Annotated in this window: 17 protein-coding genes; 10 read left to right on the plus strand and 7 right to left on the minus strand. The window is 67.0% G+C overall.

Translation table 11 applies throughout. The annotated features are described in order from the left end of the window. Positions 1–37: 37 nt before the first annotated feature. From AS181_RS05800 to AS181_RS05810, 3 genes are read right to left on the minus strand one after another with little or no spacing between them, the layout of a single operon-like run. The gene (locus AS181_RS05800; RefSeq protein WP_058250656.1) at positions 38–1168 is read right to left on the minus strand and encodes an adenosine deaminase; all 1131 of its coding nucleotides are present in this window, start codon (positions 1166–1168) and stop codon (positions 38–40) included. Continuing rightward, positions 1165–2502 (minus strand): thymidine phosphorylase, encoded by a 1338-nt coding sequence (locus AS181_RS05805; RefSeq protein ID WP_058250657.1) that lies wholly within the window; start codon positions 2500–2502, stop codon positions 1165–1167. The genes AS181_RS05800 and AS181_RS05805 overlap by 4 nt, the downstream gene beginning before the upstream one ends. Then, positions 2499–2903, minus strand: a complete 405-nt coding sequence (locus tag AS181_RS05810; RefSeq protein WP_058250658.1) for a cytidine deaminase — start codon at positions 2901–2903, stop codon at positions 2499–2501. The genes AS181_RS05805 and AS181_RS05810 overlap by 4 nt, the downstream gene beginning before the upstream one ends. 224 nt (positions 2904–3127) lie before the next feature. Between AS181_RS05810 and sdhC the strand changes: the two genes are divergently transcribed. Genes sdhC through AS181_RS05830 form a run of 4 tightly spaced genes read left to right on the plus strand, consistent with a single transcriptional unit; the run spans position 3128 to position 6557 of the window. Then, positions 3128–3532, plus strand: coding sequence for a succinate dehydrogenase, cytochrome b556 subunit (gene sdhC, locus AS181_RS05815; protein ID WP_058250873.1), 405 nt, complete (start codon positions 3128–3130; stop codon positions 3530–3532). A gap of 12 nt (positions 3533–3544) precedes the next feature. Further along, positions 3545–4000 carry a succinate dehydrogenase hydrophobic membrane anchor subunit gene (locus AS181_RS05820; RefSeq protein ID WP_058250659.1) on the plus strand — a complete coding sequence of 152 codons (456 nt, stop codon included), beginning with the start codon at positions 3545–3547 and terminating at the stop codon, positions 3998–4000. A 14-nt stretch (positions 4001–4014) separates the two neighbouring features. Continuing rightward, entirely contained in the window at positions 4015–5769 is a 1755-nt protein-coding gene (sdhA, locus tag AS181_RS05825; protein ID WP_058250660.1) for a succinate dehydrogenase flavoprotein subunit, read from the plus strand. Beyond that, positions 5769–6557 carry a succinate dehydrogenase iron-sulfur subunit gene (locus tag AS181_RS05830; protein WP_058250661.1) on the plus strand — a complete coding sequence of 263 codons (789 nt, stop codon included), beginning with the start codon at positions 5769–5771 and terminating at the stop codon, positions 6555–6557. The genes sdhA and AS181_RS05830 overlap by 1 nt, the downstream gene beginning before the upstream one ends. A gap of 42 nt (positions 6558–6599) precedes the next feature. Here AS181_RS05830 and AS181_RS05835 read toward each other — a convergent pair whose 3' ends face one another. Then, positions 6600–7178, minus strand: a complete 579-nt coding sequence (locus AS181_RS05835) for a TetR/AcrR family transcriptional regulator (protein ID WP_058250662.1) — start codon at positions 7176–7178, stop codon at positions 6600–6602. Between the two features lie 164 nt (positions 7179–7342). Here AS181_RS05835 and AS181_RS05840 point away from each other — a divergent pair, with 164 nt between their 5' ends. From AS181_RS05840 to AS181_RS05855, 4 genes are all read left to right on the plus strand, one after another. Beyond that, entirely contained in the window at positions 7343–8548 is a 1206-nt protein-coding gene (locus tag AS181_RS05840) for a cytochrome P450 (protein WP_058250663.1), read from the plus strand. A gap of 47 nt (positions 8549–8595) precedes the next feature. Further along, entirely contained in the window at positions 8596–9075 is a 480-nt protein-coding gene (locus tag AS181_RS05845; RefSeq protein WP_223258988.1) for a hypothetical protein, read from the plus strand. Between the two features lie 73 nt (positions 9076–9148). Then, the gene (locus tag AS181_RS05850) at positions 9149–9928 is read left to right on the plus strand and encodes a type 1 glutamine amidotransferase (RefSeq protein WP_058250664.1); all 780 of its coding nucleotides are present in this window, start codon (positions 9149–9151) and stop codon (positions 9926–9928) included. 10 nt (positions 9929–9938) lie between these two features. Next, the gene (locus tag AS181_RS05855; RefSeq protein WP_058250875.1) at positions 9939–11228 is read left to right on the plus strand and encodes a D-alanyl-D-alanine carboxypeptidase family protein; all 1290 of its coding nucleotides are present in this window, start codon (positions 9939–9941) and stop codon (positions 11226–11228) included. 21 nt (positions 11229–11249) lie between these two features. Here AS181_RS05855 and AS181_RS05860 read toward each other — a convergent pair whose 3' ends face one another. Genes AS181_RS05860 through AS181_RS05870 form a run of 3 tightly spaced genes read right to left on the minus strand, consistent with a single transcriptional unit; the run spans position 11250 to position 14315 of the window. Next, positions 11250–12350: a YhjD/YihY/BrkB family envelope integrity protein gene (locus AS181_RS05860; protein WP_058250665.1), complete on the minus strand. Its 1101-nt coding sequence runs from the start codon at positions 12348–12350 to the stop codon at positions 11250–11252. Positions 12351–12399: 49 nt separating this feature from the next. After that, on the minus strand, positions 12400–13455 hold the full coding sequence (gene trpS, locus AS181_RS05865) for a tryptophan--tRNA ligase (protein WP_058250876.1): 1056 nt from the start codon (positions 13453–13455) through the stop codon (positions 12400–12402). Positions 13456–13478: 23 nt separating this feature from the next. Next, positions 13479–14315, minus strand: coding sequence for an exodeoxyribonuclease III (locus tag AS181_RS05870; protein ID WP_058250666.1), 837 nt, complete (start codon positions 14313–14315; stop codon positions 13479–13481). Positions 14316–14464: 149 nt separating this feature from the next. Here AS181_RS05870 and AS181_RS05875 point away from each other — a divergent pair, with 149 nt between their 5' ends. Next, positions 14465–14647, plus strand: coding sequence for a (2Fe-2S)-binding protein (locus tag AS181_RS05875; protein WP_058250667.1), 183 nt, complete (start codon positions 14465–14467; stop codon positions 14645–14647). 100 nt (positions 14648–14747) lie between these two features. Next, a complete protein-coding gene (bfr, locus tag AS181_RS05880; protein WP_058250877.1) occupies positions 14748–15233 on the plus strand; it encodes a bacterioferritin in 486 nt (161 codons plus the stop codon). Positions 15234–15250: the final 17 nt, after the last annotated feature.

The following is a 15250-nucleotide window of genomic DNA, read 5'->3' on the forward strand; positions in this document are numbered from 1 at the left end:
AGTCCTCTCCGCCCATAACCGGCCGCGACGGTGCTGCTCAGCCGAGCAGCACCGCGTAGCCGGGCTTGATCACGTCGTCGATGAACGCCAGCCGCTCGTCGAAGTGGATGAACGCCGACTTCATCGCGTTCACCGTGAACCGTTCGAAATCCGCCCAGCCGTAGCCGAACCGATCGGCGAGCAGGCCGAATTCCTTGCTCATGGTGGTGTCGGACATCAATCGGTTGTCGGTGTTCACCGTCACCCGGAACCGTAGGCGCGCCAACACGTTGAACGGATGCTCGGCGAGTGAACCGACCGCCCCGGTCTGCACATTCGAACTCGGGCACAGCTCCAGCGGAATCCGCTTGTCCCGCACGATGTTCGCCACCTGACCCAGCCGCGCACCCGCGAACGAGTGCGCCGCGAGATCGACCCCCTCCGGGAGTTCGATGTCGTCGAAGACGCGGACGCCGTGACCCAACCGGTCCGTCCCGCAGAAGCCGATGGCCTCGTGGATCGACGGCAGCCCGAATGCCTCGCCGGCGTGGATGGTGAAGGGCGCACAGTTGGCCCGCATGTATTCGAAGGCGTCGAGATGGCGGGTCGGCGGATGCCCCGCCTCGGCGCCGGCGATGTCGAAACCGACGACACCCCGGTCCCGGTAGCGGACCGCGAGTTCGGCGATCTCGCGTGACCGGGCGGCGTGGCGCATCGCGGTGACCAGGCACCGCACGGTGATCGTCCGGCCCCGCTCGGCCGCGACCGCCTCGCCCTCGGCGAAGCCCCGCAGCACCGCTTCGACGACCTCGTCGAGGGTCAGCCCGCCTTCGAGATGCTGTTCGGGCGCATAACGCACCTCGGCGTACACGACCCCGTCGGCGGCGAGGTCCTCCACGCACTCGCGCGCGACGCGTTCCAACCCGCCGACGGTCTGCATCACCGCGACCGTATGCGAGAAGGTCTCGAGGTAGCGCTCGAGCGAGCCGCTGTCGGCCGCACGTCGGAACCACTGCCCGAGCGAGTCGGCGTCGTCGATCGGCCTGCCGTTCTCGTCCGCCGGGAGGCCGTCGTACCCCACCTCGTGGGCCAACTCGAGGACCGTCGCGGGCCGGAGTCCGCCGTCGAGGTGGTCGTGGAGGAGCACCTTCGGGGCGAGGGAGATGTTCGCCGGGGTCAGCGTCGTCATGATGGAAACCTAACGCGGTCGATGATCAGTGGACGGGTGAGCGCGCCGCCCGCGTGTTCGGCGGAGTCGGGCCCCACCGTCGTCGCCCCGGCCAGGCAGGAGCGGGCGCCGGGGATCCGGTCCTCATCCTGCGTGTGGAGGGTGAACAACGGTTGACCGGCTAGGACACGATCACCGGGCTTCGCATGGATGGTCACTCCCGCCTCTGCCGCGACCGCCTCCCCCGGCTTCGATCGGCCGCCGCCGAGGCGCCACGCGGCGTCGCCGACCGCGCGCGCGTCCATCTCGGTGACGATGCCGTCGCCCGACGCGGTCACGGTGTCGTGGTGGCGCGCCGTCGGTAGGGGCGCATCGGGGTCGCCACCTTGCGCCGCGATCATCGCCCGCCACGTGTCCATCGCCCGGCCGTCGGCGAGATGGGTTGCGGGGTCGGCGTCGACGAGCCCGGCGGCGTCGAGCATCTCCCGGGCGAGGGCCAGGGTCAGTTCGACGACGTCGGCGGGTCCGCCGCCGGCGAGTACCTCCACCGACTCGGCCACCTCAACGGCGTTGCCGATCGCGAGTCCGAGCGGTGTACCCATGTCGGTGATGACCGCACGGGTGTCGACACCGGCGTCGTGACCGAGTTCGACCATGGTCGACGCCAGTTCGCGCGCGTCGTCCTCGTCGGGCAGGAAGGCACCCGACCCGGTCTTGACGTCAAGGACCAGCGCACCGGTGCCCTCGGCGATCTTCTTGCTCATGATCGACGACGCCAGCAGCGGAATGGACTCGACCGTGCCCGTGACATCGCGCAGGGCGTAGAGCTTGCGATCGGCGGGTGCCAGGTCGGCGCCTGCGGCACAGATGACCGCGCCGACCCGCTCGAGCTGGTCGAGCATGTCGGACGTGCTCACCTCGGCCCGCCACCCCGGGATGGACTCCAGCTTGTCGAGCGTCCCACCGGTGTGACCGAGCCCCCGACCGGACAGCTGCGGCACCGCGACACCGAACGACGCGACGAGCGGCGTGAGCGGGAGGGTGATCTTGTCCCCGACGCCGCCGGTGGAGTGTTTGTCCACGGTGGCCAGCGGCCGCCCGTCCCGCTGCAGACCGGACAGGTCCATCCGGCGCCCGCTGTCGATCATCGCGTGCGTCCAGGACGCGATCTCACGGCGATTCATCCCGCGCAGATATATGGCCATCAGCAATGCCGACATCTGTTCCGCCGCCACCTCGCCGCGGGTGTAGCCGTCGACCATCCACGCGATCTGTGCGTCGGCGAGTTCGTGTCCGCCCCGCTTGGTGGCGATCACCGACACCGCGTGGATGATCTCCCGGGCGTCGACCGTCATGAACGGACCGCCTCGAGATCGTCGGGTCCGAAGGCATCGGGAAGCAGCTCGGCGAGCATCCGGGGACCACCGGGGTGGTCGACGAGGAGCTCGCGCCCGCCGTGTTCGAGCAGGACCTGTCGGCACCGTCCGCACGGCATCAGAACCGCCCCGCGGGCGTCGCAGACGCTGACCGCCCGCAGCGCTCCGCCTCCGTCGTTCACCAGGGCCGCGACCAGTGCGACCTCGGCGCAGATACCCAGGCCATATGAGACATTTTCCACATTGCAACCGGCGACGACACCGCCCTCGGCTGTGATCCCGGCGGCGCCCACCGGGTACCGGGAGTAGGGTGCGTAAGCACGACCGATCATCGATCTGGCCTTGTCCCGCAACACATCCCAATCGATTTCTGTAACCACGTGGATCTCCTGTCGCCCGGCGTCATCGGCCGTTCATCCGGATTTCATCACCGCAAAGCTTGGGTAAGGCAAACCTAAGTCGTAATGTCTTGTCGCCCAGATCGGTTCGGGCAATTTACCACCGGAATGTGCATGGGTTTAGAGTCTCTTCGTATGGGTCCATGGTCGAGTCGGAGCATGCCGATTCGACGCGTCCATCGACGATGTTGGAGGCCACTTTCCCGATGAGCACCTCGACCGAAGTCGCACCCGACCCGGTGCGCAGACGATCTCTTTATCGCGGCGATCCCGGCATGTGGTCGTGGGTCCTGCACCGCATCACCGGCGTCACGATCTTCTTCTTCCTCTTCGTACACGTGCTCGACACCGCGGTCATCCGAGTCGACCCCAATCAGTACGACGAGATCATCGAGACCTACAAGACGCCGATCATCGGTCTCATGGAGATCGCCCTGGTCGCGTGCGTCCTGTTCCACGCCTTCAACGGTGTGCGCCTGATCCTCGTGGACTTCTGGTCCAAGGGACCCAAGTACCAGCGACAGATGCTGTGGGTGGCCATGACCCTGTTCGTCATCGTCTTCGGTGCCGGCACGGTCCGCCTGCTGCAGATCATGTTCAGCCACCTGTAGGAGACACCAGAGATGACCACCTCGGAAGCCACCGGTGTCGCCAAGACCCTCGGTACTCAGCACGACCGTCCCGCGAGCCTGGACAACCCGCGCTCGCCCCGCAAGCCCAAGGGCGGCAACTTCGAGAAGAACGCATGGCTGTTCATGCGGTTCTCCGGGCTGCTGCTCGTCGTCCTGACGATCGGCCACATGTTCATCATGCTGGCCTGGGACGGCGGCGTGCACCGCATCGACTCCTCGTTCGTCGCCGCGCGGTGGAGCTCACCCTTCTGGCAGATCTGGGACCTCACCATGCTGTGGCTGGCCCAACTGCACGGCGGCAACGGTGTGCGCACCGTCATCGCCGACTACTCCCGCAAGGACTCGACCCGTTTCTGGCTGAACGTGCTGCTCGCCGTGTCGATGATCCTCGTCCTCACGATGGGCACCTACGCCCTCCTGACCTTCGACGTCAACAGCGTCGGCTAAAGGAGACCCACAACATGCAGGAACATCGCTACGACGTCGTCATCGTGGGCGCCGGCGGCGCAGGCATGCGCGCGGCGATCGAAGCCGCCCCTCGGGCCCGCACCGCGGTGCTGACCAAGCTGTACCCGACCCGCAGCCACACCGGCGCGGCCCAGGGCGGCATGTGTGCGGCACTCGCCAACGTCGAGGAAGACAACTGGGAGTGGCACACCTTCGACACCGTCAAGGGTGGTGACTACCTCGCCGATCAGGATGCCGTCGAGATCATGGCCAAGGAGGCCATCGACGCGGTGCTCGATCTCGAGAAGATGGGCCTGCCCTTCAACCGGACACCCGAGGGCAAGATCGATCAGCGACGCTTCGGCGGCCACACCCGCGATCACGGCAAGTCCCCGGTCCGGCGGGCCTGCTACGCCGCCGACCGCACCGGCCACATGATCCTGCAGACGCTCTACCAGAACTGCGTCAAGCACGACGTCGAGTTCTTCAACGAGTTCTACGCCCTCGACATCTGCCTCACGGAGAACGAGAAGGGCGAGCAGGTCGCGACCGGTGTCGTCGCCTACGAGCTCGCGACCGGCGAGATCCACGTCTTCCACGCCAAGTCGATCGTGTTCGCCACCGGCGGCTCGGGCCGTATGTACAAGACGACCTCGAACGCGCACACGCTGACCGGCGACGGCATGGGCATCATCTTCCGCAAGGGCCTGCCCCTCGAGGACATGGAGTTCCACCAGTTCCATCCGACGGGTCTCGCGGGGCTCGGCATCCTCATCTCGGAGGCGGTCCGCGGTGAGGGCGGCATCCTGCGCAACGCCGACGGCGAGCGTTTCATGGAGCGCTACGCCCCCACCATCAAGGACCTCGCGCCGCGCGACATCGTGGCCCGGTCGATGGTGCTCGAGGTGCTCGAAGGTCGCGGTGCCGGCCCGAACAAGGACTACGTCTACATCGACGTGACCCACCTCGGCGAGGACGTCCTCAACGAGAAGCTCCCCGACATCACCGAGTTCGCCCGTACCTACCTCGGCGTCGACCCGGTCACCGAGTACGTGCCGGTGTTCCCCACCTGTCACTACGTCATGGGCGGCATCCCGACCAACATCAACGGTCAGGTGCTGCGCAACAACGACGAGGTCGTCCACGGCCTGTACGCCGCCGGCGAGTGTGCGTGCGTGTCGGTCCACGGAGCCAACCGGCTGGGCACCAACTCGCTGCTCGACATCAACGTCTTCGGACGACGCGCGGGAATCGCGGCCGCGGACTACGCGAACTCGGCCGAGTTCGCCGAGCTCCCCGAGACGCCCACCGAGATGGTCGACTCGTGGCTCGAGCTGCTGCTCAGCGACCACGGACACGAGCGCGTCGCCGACATCCGTACCGAGCTGCAGGCCTCGATGGACGCGAACGCCTCGGTGTTCCGCACCGAGGAGACCCTCAAGCAGGCCCTGACCGACATCCACCGGTTCAAGGAGCGCTACGCCCACATCCGAGTCCATGACAAGGGCAAGCGCTTCAACAGCGATCTCCTCGAGGCCATCGAACTCGGCTTCCTGCTGGAGATGGCGGAGGTGACGGTGGCCGGAGCCCTGAACCGCAAGGAGTCGCGCGGCGGTCACGCACGCGAGGACTACCCGGATCGTGACGACGTCAACTACAAGCGGCACACCATGGCCTACAAAAAGGGCACTGACCTCCTTTCAGACATCGAGTTGGAGTACAAGCCGGTCGTGGAAACCCGCTACGAGCCGATGGAGCGTAAGTACTGATGACATCTGTTCTGGACAAGCCCGCACCGTCTTCCGACGATCCGCCGTTGCCTCCGGTGCCCGACGAGGCCACCATGGTGACGCTCAAGATCTTCCGCTTCAACCCGGAGAATCCCGACGCCCAGGGCTTCGAGAGCTTCCGCGTCCCGGCGCTGCCGACCGACCGCCTGCTCAACCTGCTCCTGTACGTGAAGGGCTACCTGGACGGGACGCTCACGTTCCGTCGTAGTTGCGCCCACGGCGTGTGCGGGTCGGACGCGATGCGGATCAACGGCGTCAACCGTCTCGCCTGCAAGCTGCTGATGAAGGACATGCTCCCGAAGGACAAGTCCAAGGAGATCACGATCACCATCGAGCCGATCCGCGGCCTGCCGGTGGAGAAGGATCTCGTGGTCGACATGGAACCGTTCTTCGACGCGTTCCGCGCGATCAAGCCGTTCCTGATCACCTCGGGCAACGAGCCGACCCGCGAACGCATCCAGAGCCAGGCCGACCGCGCCCGGTTCGACGACACCACCAAGTGCATCCTGTGCGCCTGCTGTACGACGAGCTGCCCGGTCTTCTGGACCGAGGGTTCGTACTTCGGTCCCGCCGCGATCGTCAACGCGCACCGGTTCATCTTCGACAGCCGCGACGAGGGGGCCGTCGAGCGACTCGACATCCTCAACGACGTCGACGGTGTGTGGCGTTGCCGCACCACGTTCAACTGCACCGACGCGTGCCCGCGTGGCATTCAGGTCACCCAGGCGATCTCGGAGGTCAAGCGCGCACTCATGTTCTCGCGCTAGCCGATTCGAACTTTCTCTGCAGCCCGGCAACGGCCCGCACCCTCAGGGGTGCGGGCCGTCGTCGTCGGTGCCGGGGTCCCGACGGAAGATGCCGGCGACGATCGATTCCGCGCTCCGCGCCTCCTCGTCGGGTTCGGCGGGCCAGAGCAGCAGGGCGAGAACGGAACGGATGAGGAACCGTGCATCCGCGGGATCATCGGGGTCGACGCCGACCAGATCGGCGGCCACCGCGTGCACCGCGGGGGACGACAGGACGGTTGGCGTCGCGCCGATGAGGTTGTCGGGCCGGAGGAACTGCCGGATGACCCGGTCGCCGCGTAGTGCGCGCAGGGTCTCGATGATCGCCGTCTGGGCGCGATCGGGCCCGGTGAGATCCGCGACGGTCGCACGGATGGCGGCGAGCACCGGTGCCGACGTGGTGGCCAGCACGGACTCGATCAGCGCGGACCGACCGCCGGCATGGCGGTAGATCGTCGCCCTCGAACAGTGCGCCCGACGACCGAGCTCGTCGAGGTCGAACCCGTCGAGGCCACGGCGTGCGATGAGGGCCGCCGCGTGCGCGATCAGACGCTCGCGTGCAGCATCGTGCCGGTCTCCGTCGACCAGCCAGTCCCGGGCCATCGCTCCCCCGTTCTCATGGTGAGACGAACCATCCTGTCGATGAAGGACGTTCCAGCTGTTCACGAGGCTAGCCTGAGACACCGGATGGTGCTGTGACTTCTCACCGATCTCGACTTCGGGGATATGCGTGCGTCGACGGCCCGGGGTCGCCCACGCTGGACTCCATGGACACCACCGCCGATCCCACGACCTTCTACTCGCGTCTGCACACCGGTTCGCCCGTGCAGCGAATCGGGGATTCATCGTTCTTCGCCGTCGGCTCCTGGGACCTGATCGCCGACGCGGTCCGACGCCCGGAGGACTTCTCGTCGAACCTGACCGCCACGATGGTGTGGCACGGCGACGGCACGGTCTCGGAGTTCCCGGTCGCCGGCCTGGGCGACGCTATGCACGTCCTCGCCACCGCCGACGGGGCCAGGCACCGCGATCATCGGAAGCTCGCCATGCGGTCGGTGTCTCCGGCACGTACCCGCGAGCTCGAACCGACCATTCGTCGATACATCACGGAGGCATGGGCCGACGATCTCCGTGGTGGCCGGATCGATTGGGTGAGCGCTGTCGCGCAACGGATTCCGATGGAGGTCGCCACGGCGGTGATCGGATTGCCGGTCGCCGACCGTGCCACGCTGACCCGGTGGGCGATCGCGACGAACGTCCTGATCGACGGCGTCATCACGCCGGACCAGCTGACGACGGCAACCGCGGCGGTCGGTGAGCTGACGGCTTATCTGTCGGCGGCGATGAGCAACGCAGACAATGACACCGGCGCCGGGAGCGAAGCGAGCGGGCCGACCGCGCTGGTCGAGGTGGCACGCCGCGTCGCCGAGGGCGGTCTCGATCACGAGACCGCGGTGATGATCCTGTTCCAACTGGTCGCCGCCGGGGCCGAGTCGACCACGAGCCTGCTCAACAGTGCCGTCTGGCTGTTGGACCGCCATCCCGACGTCGTCGAACGGTTACGCAGCGACCCCGGGCTCATCCCGGTGTTCGTGGAGGAGGCCCTTCGGCTCGAGACCCCGTTTCGTGGGCATTTCCGGCACGTGGTCGCCGACACGACGCTGGGCGACTCCGCATTGCCGGCGGGGTCACATGTGTTCCTGATGTGGGGTGCCGCCAATCGGGATCCCGCGCATTTCGACGATCCCGGCGCGATCGATCTCGATCCGGCGGCGCGGCGGTCGCACCTGGCGTTCGGCAAGGGCCTGCACCTGTGTGTCGGGGCGACATTGGCACGCTTGCAGGCGCGCCTCGCGGTCGAGCATCTGCTGCGCTCCACGACCGCTTTCCGGGTCGATCTGACGCAGACGGCGTGGGAGCCCGGGGTTCTCGTCCGTCGTTTCACCACGCTGCCGCTGACGATCACCCGCTGACAGCAGAATCCCGACTTCCGCTCGCTCAGCAGCGCGATGGAACCGATATGCCGTCCGATGCGTCGAAGGAAGACCGAGGAACCCGGCCCGTCGCCGGACCGGTGATCGCCCATCGAACGGAGTACTTCATGGCCCGCGCCCTTCTGTTCCGGCTGCTGCTGACACTCGCGGTGAGTGCGCTCGCGTGCCTCCTGGTGTTCGCACCGGCCGCGGCAGCACCCACCACCGACACGCAACGCATCACGATCACGCTGATCTCCGACCACGAGCACAACGGCGCCGCAGCGTGGACGGACGCAGACGGAAGACTCCGCACACAGTCCGAAGTGCCGCTGTCGCAACGAGATCCAGACGGCAAGTTCAAGGCGTCGTTGGTGTACACGCGGGCCGCGGCCGAGGCACCGGTCGACGCGCTGTTCCAGTCCGGCGGGCGGTTCGCCCGGTGCGAGATCACCGTCGACGGTGAACGGGTCGCCGACCACACCGCGCACGGGTCCCGTCCGACGAGTTCATGTCATTCCGGTTGACGCAGCCCGGCGTGGGTTCCGACCCCGCGTCGGCGAGAGGAATCGCCACCGAGACCGTACTCTTGCACTCGTCATGAGCACCAGAACACAGCCGGTCGAGCGCCCGCGGGAGCGGTTGCGGGTCTTGGAGATCCGGCACGCGGAGTCCGAACCACCCGGCGCCTACGGACCCGCCCTGCACGCGATCACCGAGACGGCCACCCTGCGGATCTGGCGCGAACCCGCGACCGTCGATCCAGCGGATTTCGACGCCATCCTCGTTCTCGGCGGAGCGATGGGAGTCGGTGACGCGGACCGCATCCCGTGGATCGCCGACGAGATCGACCTGCTCCGCCGTGCCCGTGAACGCGGTGTGCCCATCTGGGGTGTCTGTCTGGGCGCGCAGATGCTGGCAGCGGCTCTCGGTGGCGAGGTGCACACGAGCGACATACCGGAACTCGGTGTACGCCGGGTGCGTCTCAACGACGCAGGGATGGCCGACCCGGTGTGGGGCGGGGCGGTCATCGCACCCGCACCACGCGACATCGACACAGTCCAGTGGCATTTCGACACGTTCACCCTGCCACCCGGGGCCACCCTGCTCGCGTCCTCCGACGCCTGCGTCAATCAGTTGTTCCGCGTGGACAACTGCTACGGAGTGCAGTTCCACCTCGAAGCCGGCGGCGATCTCGTCAGGGGGTGGCTGTCACACCAGGAATCACGGTCCGCGGTGGCCGAGGTCCTGGGTGAGTCGGCCACCGACCGCTTCCCGATCGACGCCGCGGCCGCCGAGAAAGTGACCGTGCCGACGGCGGAGGCAGTGATGCGGCGCTGGTTGCACGATGTCGTCGGCAGCGCACGGCCCCGCTGGTAACGTGCGGCCGATGACCCCGACGTGGACTCGTCGTACCGCGTGCGCGCTCGTCGCCGTGCTGACCGTCGGAGTGCTCGGCCTCGTCCTTCGCGTCGGCCCGGCCGTGGCCGTCCCGCTGCCGACCGTACCGCCTCCGGCGATCACCACGCCGGTCACCGATCACTGCCCGCACAAAGTCGCCACGCCTCCGGCCGTCGACGAATCCGAGGTCGTCGCACCGGGTTCGACGACCCCCACTCCCCTTCCTGTTCCCGCACCGGCCGTCGGCGGTGACCAACTCGCCGGTTGCGGGGTCATCGCCGATCCGTCGGCCGGTCCCGTTCCGCCACTGCTGACCTCCGCGGGTTGGTTGATCGCCGATCTCGAGTCCGGACAAGTCATCGCCGCCAAGGATCCCCACGGCCGTTACCGGCCCGCGTCGACGATCAAGGTGCTGCTCGCACTGGTCGCACTCGACGAACTCGACCTCGCCGCGCCGGTCGTGCCCACCGTCGAGGACTGGAGCACCGAAGGCGACTCCTGTGGCATGGGGCCCGGTGGTGTCTACACCGTTCGCGACGTGCTCACCGGACTGTTGTTGGTGTCCGGCAACGACTGCGCGCATGCGCTCGCGCGTCAGCTCGGCGGCATCGACGCGACACTTGAGAAGATGAATGACCGGGCCGCGCAGCTGGGCGCGACGGACACGCGTGCTGCCAGCCCGTCCGGACTGGACGCCGCCGGGATGTCCTCCTCGCCCTACGATCTGGCGCTGCTGTTCCGGGCCGCGATGACCGAGCCGACCTTTCGCGAGATCATCGCGATGCCCACGTTCCGTTTCCCGGGCTACCCGCGGCGTCCAGATGTGCCCGGCGACAGAGATCATCCGCCCTACGACATGTACAGCACCAACCGCCTCCTCGTCGATGGGTATCCGGGAATGCTCGGCGGCAAGACCGGTTACACCGACGACGCACGGAAGACGTTCGTGGGTGCCGCCGAACGCGACGGCCGGACGGTGATCATCGTGCAGATGTTCGGCCTGTCCGTCGACGGGGATCTGTACTGGGACCAGGCGAAGGCGATGTTCGACTACGGATTCCGAACCGACCCCGCCATCTCGGTGGGCCGCCTCGTCGAGCCGTCGGCCGCGTCCGGACCGTCCTCGACACCAGCGCCGACGCGGACCGAGAACCGCGCCGTCGCAACAGGTTCCGACCAGGCGTCGTCGACCTCCGTCCAGATCCTCATCGGGCTCGTGGCCGCACTCGCGGCGGTCATCCTCCTGCTCATCGGGTTGAAGCTCGCCGGACGCCGCTGATCAGACGACCAGCGCCGGAGGTCAACGCCGCCGACGCGCTCCGATCAGCGCGGCCGCGACTGCGCCCAGTCCGACGGCGGCCGCGAGGGCGCCGGGCCGGGGCGCCGGGCTCACCTCGACCGTCGGCGAGATCTGGACCGGCCGGTGCAGTTCCGCGTCCGGTTCTTCCACCACCTGGTACTTGCTGTTGATGGGGTCGGTCGCGCACCACGCGGTGGCATACAGCACGATCCGCGACGCGAGGTACGCGAAGACGAACACACCGAAGATCGGACCGAACGCCACCCCGGCCGGCGAACCCAGGACCGATTGGAGATACAGCCCGCCAAGGGATTTCATCAGCTCGAACGCGATCGCGATGACCAGCCCGGCCTTCATGGCGTGCGTCATCGGCAGCGGCACCAGCGGTAGCCGCGCCAGCACGAAGGTGAAGAGCAGCCAGCTGGCGAACACCGACACGACGATGGCGACGGCCCGCACCACGACCGGGGCCCATGACGCGTCGTCGAGGCCCACCCAGGAGAGCATCGTGGTGGTGAGCCCGCTGTTGCCCAGCGTCGTCAGCGCCATCGTCACGGCGAAGGCCATGCCCAGCAATGCGAACGTGAGGAGATCCCACACCTTCGACAGCACGGGGTTGCGGTCGACGCGACCCCCGTACATCTCGGTGAAGGCCACCCGGACGCCGGAGATCCACCCGATCCCGGTGAAGGCGGCACCGATCAGACCGACGATCCCTACCGCGGCGCGGGAGGAGATCGCCGAATCGATGACCTCACTGAGCTGCTCGCCCATCTTGCCGGGCGCGGCGTCGACAACCGCCTGTTGCAGGTCTTCGAGCAGCTGTGGCTGATTCGCCAACACGAACGCGGCGACCGAGAACACCACCATGATGATCGGGACGAGCGCGAGGATGCCGTTGAAGCTGATGGCCGCCGCATACACGTTTCCGCGCCGGTCGTTGTAGCGTTCGACGGTCTGCACCAGGTGCTCGACGGCGGGCCACTTCTCCCGCGCCGCGGCGAAGGCCGACTTGCCCTTGTCGACGGTCGTCATCCCTTTGTCCACCGCCGATTTCGCCGTGTCCACCGGTGATCTCGCCGAGTCGCGCGCGGAGGTCATGGATCGCCTTCCTGGTCGGATCGCGGGACGGCGTCCGGCGGATGCGGTCTCACCGGCCAGGCGCCAGGAACCCCACCTTGTCATAGACCGACGCCAGCGTCTCGGAGGCGATGGCACGCGCGCGGGCCGCGCCCCGAGCCAGGATGGCGTCGAGTTCGGCCGGATCGGACAGGTACTCCTCGACCCGCCCGCGCAGCGGGGTGACGAACTCGGTCAGCACCTCCGCGGTGTCGACCTTCAGGTCGCCGTATCCCTTGCCCTCGTATTTGGCGACCAGATCGTCGACGCCGACACCGGACAGGGCCGACTGGATGGTCAGCAGGTTGGAGACACCAGGCTTATCGACGACATCGAACCGGATCTCCGAACCGGTATCGGTGACAGCCGACCGGATCTTCTTCGCCGAACGTTTCGGATCGTCGAGCAGATTGATCAGACCTTTGTCGGTCTCGGCGGATTTGCTCATCTTGGCCGTCGGGTTCTGCAGGTCGTAGATCTTGGCGAACTCGGCGACGATGTGCGCCTGGGGCACCTTCAGCACCTTGCCGAACCGGGAGTTGAATCGCTGGGCGAGGTCGCGGGTGAGTTCGAGATGCTGCCGCTGGTCCTCCCCGACCGGAACCCGATCGACCTGAAAGGCGAGGATGTCCGCGGCCATCAGGATGGGGTAGGTGAACAGGCCGACGCCCGCCGCGTCGACGCCCTGCTTGGCCGACTTGTCCTTGAACTGGGTCATCCGGCTGGCCTCGCCGAAACCGGTGATGCACGACAGGACCCACGTCAGCTGGGCGATCTCGGGGATGTGGGACTGCACATAGATCGTCGACCGCTCGGGGTCCACACCGACGGCGAGCAATTGCGCGACGCTCAGGCGGGTGCGTTCGGCGAGGACCTTGGGGTCGAACGGCACCGTGAGTGCGTGCATGTCCGGGATGAAGTAGAACGCCTCGAAGTCGTCCTGCAAGGCCACCCACTGCCGGACCGCACCGAGATAGTTCCCGAGGTGGAAGGAGTCACTCGTCGGCTGGATACCGGACAGCACACGCGGACGGGTCGGCATCGACTCGGCCGCGGGCTCTCCGTTGCGCTCTACGTCGCTGGTCATGACGCCCAGTTTGTCAGACCCGGTCACTCGTACCGCACGGTGACCGGAGCGTGGTCGGACCAGCGGAGGTCGTAGGCCGCCGCACGTTCCACCTCGGCCTTGGTCGCCCGGCCGGCCAGCATCTTGTTGGTGAGCTGATAGTCGATCCGCCATCCGGAATCGTTGTCGAAGGCCTTACCGCGCCACGACCACCACGAGTAGGGCCCGGCGTCGTCGGGGAAGAGTTCGCGCATGACGTCGCGCCACCCGGCGGCGAGCAGGTCGGCCACCCAGGCCCGTTCGTGCGGTAGGAAGCCGGGGCTCTTGAGATTGCCCTTCCAGTTCTTGATGTCGGCTTCGGCGGGCGCGATGTTCCAGTCGCCACCCACGACGACGTGGCGGCGTCGACGGACCAACCGATCCAGGTATGCGCCGAACTCACGCATGAAACGGACCTTCTCGTCGTGCTTGGCGATGTCCTTCTCGGCGTCGGAGAGCGCGGCACCCTTCGGCAGGTACAGGCTTCCCGCGGTCAGCGGTCCCAGGTCGGTGTCGACGTCGACTTCGAGATAGCGGCCGAGGTCGTCGAACTCCGCGCTCCCGAATCCGACGCGCACCGCCGACGGCGCGCTACGTGTCAGCACACCGACGCCCGCGTGACCCTTCACCGAGGACTCGCTCATCGTCAGATGCCATCCGGTGTCGAGCACCGGCGCCAGCGCGTCGCGGGCGAGTTCCTCGCTCGCGCGGACCTCCTGCAGCAGGACCACATCCGGTCCAGATGTGTCGAGCCAGGGCAGCAGGCCGCGGTTGGCCTCCGATCGATGTTTGACCGCTGCGCGGATTCCGTTGACGTTCACCGTGGAGATCGTGAGTGGCACGGGGCCACATCCTACGGCGGCGGTCCGACAGCCCATCGGCCGTGATCGCGCCACTCGGACAGCGTCGATAAAAGGTAAGGCAACCCTTGTGCGGACACCCTAAAATATGTAAGCATTGCCTAATCCAGGCACGAAGGTGAGTTTCCGAGATGTTCGTTTGCATATGCCGCGCCGTCACCGTGGACGAGGTCCATGCGCACTGCGATGCGGGCGCGTACACGGTCGACGCGATCAGCGACCGCTGCGGCGCGGGCGAAGGCTGCGGGACCTGCCTGGACGAACTGCACACCATCCTGAGCGAAAGGGCGTCAACCGCGACGACCGCTGCATGACCTGACCTCCGACCCGACGAACCTCGCGCGAGACGACGCGCGGGGGGTTTTGTCGTGTTACGGTTCGAACGGACATACACGGGAAATGGGAGGCGGACAGATGCGTGGCGACCCCGAGGTCATCGACCTCCTCAACGAACAGCTCACGAGTGAGCTGACCGCGATCAACCAGTACTTCCTGCACGCGAAGATGCAGCAGAGCTGGGGTCTCACCGAGATCGCCGCGAAGACACGGGCCGAGTCGATCGAGGAGATGACTCACGCCGAGGTCCTGACCGATCGCATCCTGTTCCTCGACGCCCTGCCCAACTATCAGCGCCTGCTGCCGCTGCGTATTGGGCAGTCGATCCGGGAGCAGTTCGAGTCGGACATGTCGATCGAGGTCGAGGTGGTGGAACGACTCCGCCCCGGAATCGCGATGTGCCGGTCCAAGGGCGACATCACCAGCGCCAACCTCTTGGAGCAGATCCTCGCCGACGAAGAGGAACACATCGACTATCTCGAGACGCAACTCGAGCTGATCAACAAGCTCGGCGAGCAGCTCTACCTGTCGAAGACGATCGCCACACCGCCCACGAACGGCTGATTGCACCGACTCGACGA

Origin of the sequence: Gordonia sp. SGD-V-85, assembly GCF_001456905.1 — a bacterium.
In the GTDB taxonomy this organism is placed as follows: Bacteria; Actinomycetota; Actinomycetes; order Mycobacteriales; family Mycobacteriaceae; genus Gordonia; species Gordonia hongkongensis.